At 71.1% G+C, this 7,603-nt stretch carries 5 protein-coding genes; 2 read left to right on the top strand and 3 right to left on the bottom strand.

Annotation, left to right across the window (positions count from 1 at the left end):
- Positions 1 to 227 precede the first annotated feature (227 nt).
- The 3 genes from EST92_RS17145 to pgsA all read right to left on the bottom strand — a co-directional run bounded on the left by EST92_RS17145 (position 228) and on the right by pgsA (position 3,166).
- Complete coding sequence (locus EST92_RS17145) at positions 228 to 1,394, bottom strand: glycosyltransferase family 4 protein (RefSeq protein WP_129281785.1); 1,167 nt, start codon at positions 1,392 to 1,394, stop codon at positions 228 to 230.
- A complete protein-coding gene (locus EST92_RS17140; protein ID WP_129281784.1) occupies positions 1,391 to 2,365 on the bottom strand; it encodes a phosphatidylinositol mannoside acyltransferase in 975 nt (324 codons plus the stop codon). Before EST92_RS17140 ends, EST92_RS17145 begins: the two co-directional genes overlap by 4 nt.
- 141 nt (positions 2,366 to 2,506) lie before the next feature.
- Positions 2,507 to 3,166, bottom strand: coding sequence for a phosphatidylinositol phosphate synthase (pgsA, locus tag EST92_RS17135; RefSeq protein WP_129281783.1), 660 nt, complete (start codon positions 3,164 to 3,166; stop codon positions 2,507 to 2,509).
- Between the two features lie 267 nt (positions 3,167 to 3,433).
- Between pgsA and EST92_RS17130 the strand changes: the two genes are divergently transcribed.
- Positions 3,434 to 5,632 carry an elongation factor G-like protein EF-G2 gene (locus tag EST92_RS17130; RefSeq protein WP_129281782.1) on the top strand — a complete coding sequence of 733 codons (2,199 nt, stop codon included), beginning with the start codon at positions 3,434 to 3,436 and terminating at the stop codon, positions 5,630 to 5,632.
- Positions 5,633 to 5,818: 186 nt separating this feature from the next.
- On the top strand, positions 5,819 to 7,498 hold the full coding sequence (locus tag EST92_RS17125) for a hypothetical protein (protein ID WP_174244041.1): 1,680 nt from the start codon (positions 5,819 to 5,821) through the stop codon (positions 7,496 to 7,498).
- Positions 7,499 to 7,603 lie beyond the last annotated feature (105 nt).

Raw genomic sequence — 7,603 nt, 5'->3', positions numbered from 1 at the left:
TCGTACCGAAACGGCCATCGGTGGCCCGCCCCCACTCAGCGTCACGTACTCCACCCACGGGAGGGGACGGGCCGGAGCGGGTGGGTGTCCGGACGTAAAGCGAAGCAGTCCGGACACCCACCCGCGGAGGCCCGTCACCGCACCCCACAGCCCCGCGCAGCGGCACCGCCCGCCGCAGGCGCCACGGCGATCAACCCCCACGGCGGGACAGCCGACAACGTGGGAAGTCAGTCCTTCGCAACGCGGCGGCGCGCACGCAGGCCGATTCGTTCGTCCGTGGCCACCGAGGTGGCTCCCGCCCCCGTGGTGACCGTTTCGTAGACGGCGAGGATGTCGGCGCCGACGGTCGACCAGTCGAAGCGGCGGACATGGCGGCTGCCGCGTTCGCGCAGTTCGGCGAGGCGGGCGGGGTCGCCGAGGAGGCGGACCGCGGCGGCGGCGAGCGCATCGGCGTCCTCGTTGGCGAACAGTTCTCCGGCCTCGCCCTGGTCCAGGACCTGGGCGAAGGCGTCGAGGTCGCTGGCCAGCACGGGGGCCCCGGCCGACATCGCCTCGACAAGGATGATGCCGAAGGATTCGCCGCCCGTGTTGGGCGCGACGTAGACATCGACGCTGCGCAGCAGCCGGGCCTTGTCCTCGTCGCTGACCATGCCGAGGAATTCGACCCGGGAGCGCATCTCGGCGGGCAGCGCCGCGACGGCCTCCTCCTCGTCGCCGCGTCCGGCGACCAGCAGCCGGGCGTCGGGGACCTCGGCGAGGATCGCGGGCAGCGCCTTCATCAGGACCGGCAGGCCCTTGCGCGGTTCGTCGATCCGGCCGATGAAGCCGATCGTGCGGCCCTGCCACTCCGCCTTGGGCTCGGCCGAGGCGAAGAAGTCGACGTCCACGCCGTTGGGGATGACCACCGCATCGCCGCCGAGGTGTTCGACGAGGGTGCGGCGGGCGTATTCGCTCACCGCGATGCGTGCCCTGATCTTCTCCAGCGCGGGCTGCAGGATCGGGTAGGCCGCGATCATCGCCCGGGAGCGCGGGTTGGACGTGTGGAAGGTCGCCACGATCGGGCCCTGGGCCGCCCAGCAGGTGAGCAGGCCCAGCGAGGGTGAGGCCGGCTCATGGATGTGGATGACGTCGAAGGCGCCGTGCTGGAGCCAGCGGCGCACCCGGGCCGCGGAGAGCAGTCCGAAGTTGAGGCGGGCGACCGAGCCGTTGTACGGGACCGGCACGGCGCGGCCCGCCGAGACGACGTACGGCGGCAGCGGGGTGTCGTCATCGGCCGGGGCGAGGACGGAGACCTCGTGGCCGAGCCGGATGAGGTGGTCGGCCAGGTCCCGGATGTGGAACTGGACGCCTCCGGGGACGTCCCAGGCGTACGGGCAGACGATGCCGATCTTCACGCCTGCTCCGTTCCGGGGGCGGTGGCCCCGCCCGGTGTGCCGGGCCGCTTGCGCGGCTCCAGATCGGCGAGCCAGAGCCGCTGCAGCATGTGCCAGTCCTCGGGGTGGTCGGCGATGCCGGAGGCGAAGGCGTCGGCGAGCCTCTGGGTCATCTCGGCGGCCTTCTCGGTGCGGGTGCCGGTCTCCGGGACCTCGATCTCGGGGTGGACGCGACCGCGCATGACGGGGGTGTCGTCGTACCAGAGGGTGACCGGCAGCAGCATGGCGCCGGTCTGTACGGCGAGCATCGCGGGGCCGACCGGCATCTTCGTCGCCTCGCCGAAGAACTTGACCTCCATCCCCGAGCTGGACAGATCGCGGTCGGCGACCAGGCAGACCAACCCGCCGCCGCGCAGCCGGCGGGCGAGCGTGCCGAAGGCGGCGCCGCCGGTGTGCGGAAGCACCTCCATGCCCAGGCCCTCGCGGTAGGCGACGAAGCGGTCGTAGAGGCTCTCGGGCTTGAGGCGTTCGGCGACGGTGGTGAAGGGGGTGTTGAGCTTGGTGGTGACCCAGACGCCCGCGAGGTCGTAGTTGCCCATGTGCGGCAGGGCGAGGACGACGCCCCGGCCGGTCTTGAGCCCGTCCTCCAGGAGGTGGATGTCCTCGGGCGTGAAACCGTCCCTTATCCGCTCCCTGCTCCAGGCCGGCAGCCGGAAGGACTCCATCCAGTAGCGCATGTACGAGCGCAGCCCGGCCCGGGAGAGCTCGGCGAGGCGCTGCGGCGAGGCGTCCGGGACCACCCGGGCGAGGTTCGCCTCCAGGCGCAGGACGCCCTTGCCCCGGCGCTTCCAGACCGTGTCGGCGATCCGCCGCCCGAGGCGTACGGCAACCCCTTCGGGAAGCTTCTTGACCGTGCTCCAGCCCAGGCCGTAGAGCGCGTCGGTGAGCTTGCCGGGGTCGAATCCCGGCAGCCCGGTCCTGCGCTCGCTCATGCCGACACCTCGCTTCGCTCGGCCTCGCACTCGCTCGGCGCGCACCTTTTGATGATGTGCTCGCTGCGCTCGCTCATGCCGACACCTCGCTTCGCCCGGCCTCGCACTCGCTCGGCGCGCACCTCTCGATGACGTGCTCGCTCATGCGCTGTTCCCCCCTTGTGCGACGGCGGCGTCGGCCTCGGCCGACTCGCGGCGTACCGTCACCACACGCTGGCCCAGGGTGACGGCGCTGCCGATGCCGACGAGCCACAGGGCGATCGGCAGCAGGATCTCGACTCCGGGCACCCCGAAGGCGTGCAGACCCGACAGGCCGCAGGCAACCAGCGTGACGACCAGCCGCTCGGCGCGCTCCACCAGGCCGTTGACGGCCACCGGCAGGCCGATGGCCTCGCCGCGGGCCTTGGTGTACGACACGACCTGGCCGCTGGCGAGGCAGAAGATCGCCATCGCACAGAGGGTGAGGCTGTCGCCACGGCCCGCGTACCAGAGGGCGAGCCCACCGAAGATCGCCGAGTCGGCGACGCGGTCGAGAGTGGAGTCGAGAAAGGCCCCCCAGCGGCTGGACCGGCCCAGCTGCCGTGCCATGTTGCCGTCGACCAGGTCGGAGAAGACGAACAGGGTGATGACGACCGTGCCCCAGAAGAACTCGCCCTGCGGGTAGAAGATCAGGGCGCCGGCCACCACGCCTCCGGTCCCGACGAGGGTGACCGCGTCCGGGCTGACGCCGATACGGATGAGCAGGGCGGCGAACGGCGTGAGAACACGCGTGAAGAAAGCACGCGCGTACTTGTTCAGCATGGCCTTCCCGGAGGTCGATACGGGCCGCGAGGTCAAGGGGCCACCGGCTGGCCCATCGTAGCCAGGCGGCCACGGGGCACCGCGAACGCATCGCGGCGCGGGGTGCATACCAGGGCTCGGGGTCGGCGGCGCGCGCCGCCGGGGCACGCCCGCGGGCTCCCGCCGGGGAGCCTTGGGAGGGCTGGTTCCCTGCGCCCCGTATGGACGCATGGTGACCTCGGTGGAAAGCTCGAATCACCGCAAAGTGTCGACCTGGAGGCGAGACACATGAGCGAGAAAACGAGCACACACCCGGGAGCCGCCCGCAGGGCATCAACGGCCGGCCAGCCCACGGACCTGCGGAATGTGGTGCTGGTCGGCCACTCCGGATCGGGAAAGACCACTCTGGTCGAGGCCCTCGCGCTGGCGTCCGGCGCAGTCAATCGCGCGGGCCGCGTCGAGGACGGCGGGTGTCTTTCCGACTACGACGACATCGAGCACCGCCAGCAACGTTCCGTACAGCTCTCCCTGGTCCCGGTGGACTGGGGCGGAATCAAGATCAATATCTTGGACACCCCCGGATACGCCGATTTCGTCGGGGAACTCAGGGCCGGTCTGCGCGCTGCGGACGCGGCCCTTTTCGTTGTCTCGGCGGCCGACGGGGTGGCGGGCGCGACCCGGATGGTCTGGGACGAGTGCGCGGCCGTCGGCATGCCGCGCGCGCTGGTCATCACGCATCTGGAGGCGTCCCGCGCCGACTTCGACGCGATGACCGAGCACTGTCGCGCCGCGTTCGGCGGCGACGACCCGGACGCCGTGCTCCCCCTGCACCTCCCGCTGTACGGGACACCCGGCGCCGACGGCCACGCCCCCGTACACGGCCTGATCGGGCTGCTCTCCCAGCGGGTCTACGACTACTCCTCCGGTGAGCGCACCGAACGCGCGCCCACGGCGGACGAGCTACCGCGGATCGAGGCGGCCCGCGCCCGGCTGATCGAGGGCATCATCGCCGAGAGCGAGGACGAGTCCCTCATGGACCGTTATCTCGGCGGCGAGGAGATGGACATCAAGACCCTCACCCGGGATCTGGAGACCGCGGTCGCCCGCGGCACCTTCCACCCCGTGCTGGCCGCGGCCCCGGCCCCCGAGGGCGCCCGGCACGGGCTGGGCACCCTGGAGTTGCTGGAGCTGATCACCGGCGGCTTCCCGACCCCGGTCGAGCGCGAGGCACCCGCCGTGACCAGCCCGGACGGCGCCCCGCGGGAGGCACTGAGCTGCGACCCCGACGGTCCGCTCGCGGCCGAGGTGGTCAAGACCTCCTCCGACCCGTACGTCGGCCGGATCTCGCTCGTACGGGTCTTCTCCGGCACCCTGCGCCCGGACGAGACGGTGCACGTCTCCGGCCACGGGCTGGAGGACCGGGGGCACGAGGACCACGACGTCGACGAGCGGGTCGGCGCGCTGTCCGCCCCCTTCGGCAAGCAGCAGCGCCCGCTGCCCCAGGCCATCGCCGGTGATCTGGCGTGTGTGGCGAAGCTGACCCGGGCCGAGACCGGCGACACCCTGTCCGACAAGGACAACCCGCTGCTGATGGAGCCCTGGACGATGCCCGACCCGCTGCTGCCGGTCGCCATCCAGGCCCACAGCAAGGCCGACGAGGACAAGCTCTCGCAGGGCCTGGCCCGGCTGGTCGCGGAGGATCCGACGATGCGCCTGGAACACCATCAGGACACCCATCAGGTGGTCCTGTGGTGTCTGGGCGAGGCGCATGTCGACGTGGCGCTGGAGCGGCTGCGGACCCGCTACGGCGTGCAAGTGGACACCGTCGCCCACAAGGTGTCGCTGCGGGAGACCTTCGCCGCCTCCTCGGCGGGCCGCGGGCGCCATGTGAAACAGTCCGGCGGGCACGGCCAGTTCGCGATCTGCGCGATCGAGGTCGAACCGCTGCCGGGCGGCTCCGGCATCGAGTTCGTCGACAAGGTCGTGGGCGGTGCGGTGCCCCGGCAGTTCATCCCGTCCGTGGAGAAGGGCGTACGCGCCCAGGCCGCGCGCGGGGTCGCCGCCGGGTATCCGCTCGTCGACATCCGCGTGACCCTGCTCGACGGCAAGGCGCACTCGGTCGACTCCTCGGACGCCGCCTTCCAGACGGCGGGCGCACTCGCGCTGCGCGAGGCCGCCGGCGACGTCCGGATCGACCTGCTCGAACCGGTGTCCGAGGTGAGTGTGATGGTTCCGGACGAATTCGTCGGCCAGGTGATGAGCGATCTGTCGGGGCGCCGCGGACGGGTCGTGGGCACCGAACAGTCGGGCGCGGGCCGCACGGTGGTGCGGGCGGAGGTGCCCGAGATCGAGATCGACCGGTACGCCATCGATCTGCGTTCCCTCTCGCACGGCACGGGGCGGTTCTCCCGCACCCACCTGCGACATGAGCCGATGCCGCCGCAACTCGCCGACAAGTGGCGGGAACAGGCCGAGAACGGCGGATAGTCAACGGCCGGCCGGCCACCACGGCAGCCGCCGTCCCGCCCAACTCCCTTGGGCCGGGCGGCGGCTGTACGCTGAGTTCCTGCCGTTGTACGCACCGTCCGACGGCGCAGGAAGAGGTCACGGGCTCGACGACAGGCTCTCAGCAGGTGTGCCGTCAGCGGAAGTCGGGAAGAGCCGCATCATCGGATGCGTGCGGTGTGGGGGGCGGTAGTGGCAGACGGCTTTGACTTCAGCCCGGGAGCGCAGGTCCCGCTCTCGGGGAGCGCCGGGCAGACGGCGGCGACCCAGGCGCTGGCCTCGGCCGCCTACCGGGACTGCCTGCTCACCAAGATCTCCGATGCGGACTCCGAATCCGGCAAGTCCGAGATCAAGAAGCCGAAACTGTCGCTGTTCGCGCCCAACCTCGGCGAGGCGTTCTCGCGGGCGGTGCAGGTGCGGATGCTCGGCGGCGACCGCAAGCCGCTCATCCAGTCCTTCGGGACCGAGCCGCAGACCATCGTCGAGCACTGTCTGTCCGCCACCCGCATCCGCAAGCAGCGCGACATCAAACTGACGCTGCTGATGGTGCTGTTCGGGGTGCTGTTCCTGCCCGGTGTGCTGCTGTGGCTGGGCGTCTTCCAGCTGCGCAAGCTGCTCTCCAAGGACGGCGCGGGCGCGGGCCTGTCCCTGATCGGCGGGCTGCTGCTGACGGTGCTGGCCGGCCTCGGCCTGATCTTCATGATCAAGCTGCCGCTCAACGGCTTCTGGCCGATGTACGGCCGCGCCATGATCATCGCCCCGATGATCGGCTGGTGGTGGGCCAAGCAGATCTGCGAGAAGACCGCGGTGGCCATGCGGGAGGCCTGGAAGGGTCTGCTGGAGGGCGGCGGGGTGGCCGCGAAGATCCCCGAGGCGGTGCCCCAGGACCCGAACCAGATCGCCGCCGAGACCCTCCGCCAGAATCTCGCCAAAATCTCCGCCGAGCAGAAGAGCAATGTCGTCTTCTACGCCGGCCCCAAGGGGATACTCGGCATGGGAACGCGCTGGGGCAGCTGGCAGCTCGCCGAGGAGCTGACGCCGGCGCCGGGAACCGCCGAGATCCACCCGTTCCGCAGCTGGGACGTCATCCGGGCCATCCACGACCGGCTGCGGCTGCTGGAGCGCAGCCCGCTGCACACCGGCGGCTTCCCCACGCCGTCCGTCCGCCACTGGATCGTCTCCCCGGTCGGCGAGAAGGCCGGCGCCGTCAGCCGCCCCGAGGGCACGCATGTCGAGGCGTTCCAGATCCGCGGGCACGAGATAGAGCGGATCTGCAACGAGCAGCAGTTCGGCAGCGGCAACCGCCACTACCTCGGCGTCCAGTTCGTCCTGTGGGACGGTCAGCTGGTGATCACCCTGATGATCACCGTCACCGTGCTCCACGAGACGCTGCGCATCGAGGTGACCGGCCATGCCCTCGGCCCGGTCAACGGTCTGTTCACGACCAAACCGGAGCCCAAGACCAAGGACGTCGCCAAGGTCATCAAGTTCTGGGAGACCCGGACCCAGCACCTCCCGCTCATCGAGCCGCAGGAGGTGGTCCGGCTCACCGCCCGGGCCCCGCTGACGTGGTTCCCGCCGGTCCTGGACTTCCTCGGCGGCAAGCTGACCCTCCCCGAGCCGTTCGGCCTGCGCCATGTCTGGGCCGACAAGCCCTGGCGCCACCGCTTCATGGCCGATGACGCACTGCGGGCCGCGACCCCGGTGCTGCGTACGGTTCATGCGGCCGCGATGGGCGTCCTGCAGGAGAACGGCGTGGACACCGAGCGCTTCACCAACCGCTCCCTGGTGCTCAGCGGCGCGATCCAGGGCGTGGAGCCGCAGAAGGCGGACGAGTACAACGCCTAGGGCGGACGAGTATCACGGCTGGTCGGGTACGGCCGGGCCCCGGGCGGGGTCCGGCCGTACGCGCTCGGTCCGGCCCGTACGCACCGGGTCCGGCCGTAGGTACGG

The organism is Streptomyces sp. TM32 (genome assembly GCF_004122755.1).
Classification (GTDB): Bacteria; Actinomycetota; Actinomycetes; order Streptomycetales; family Streptomycetaceae; genus Streptomyces; species Streptomyces sioyaensis.
The sequence above is the reverse complement of the archived record's forward strand: the minus strand, read 5'-3'. Positions and strand labels throughout refer to the sequence as shown.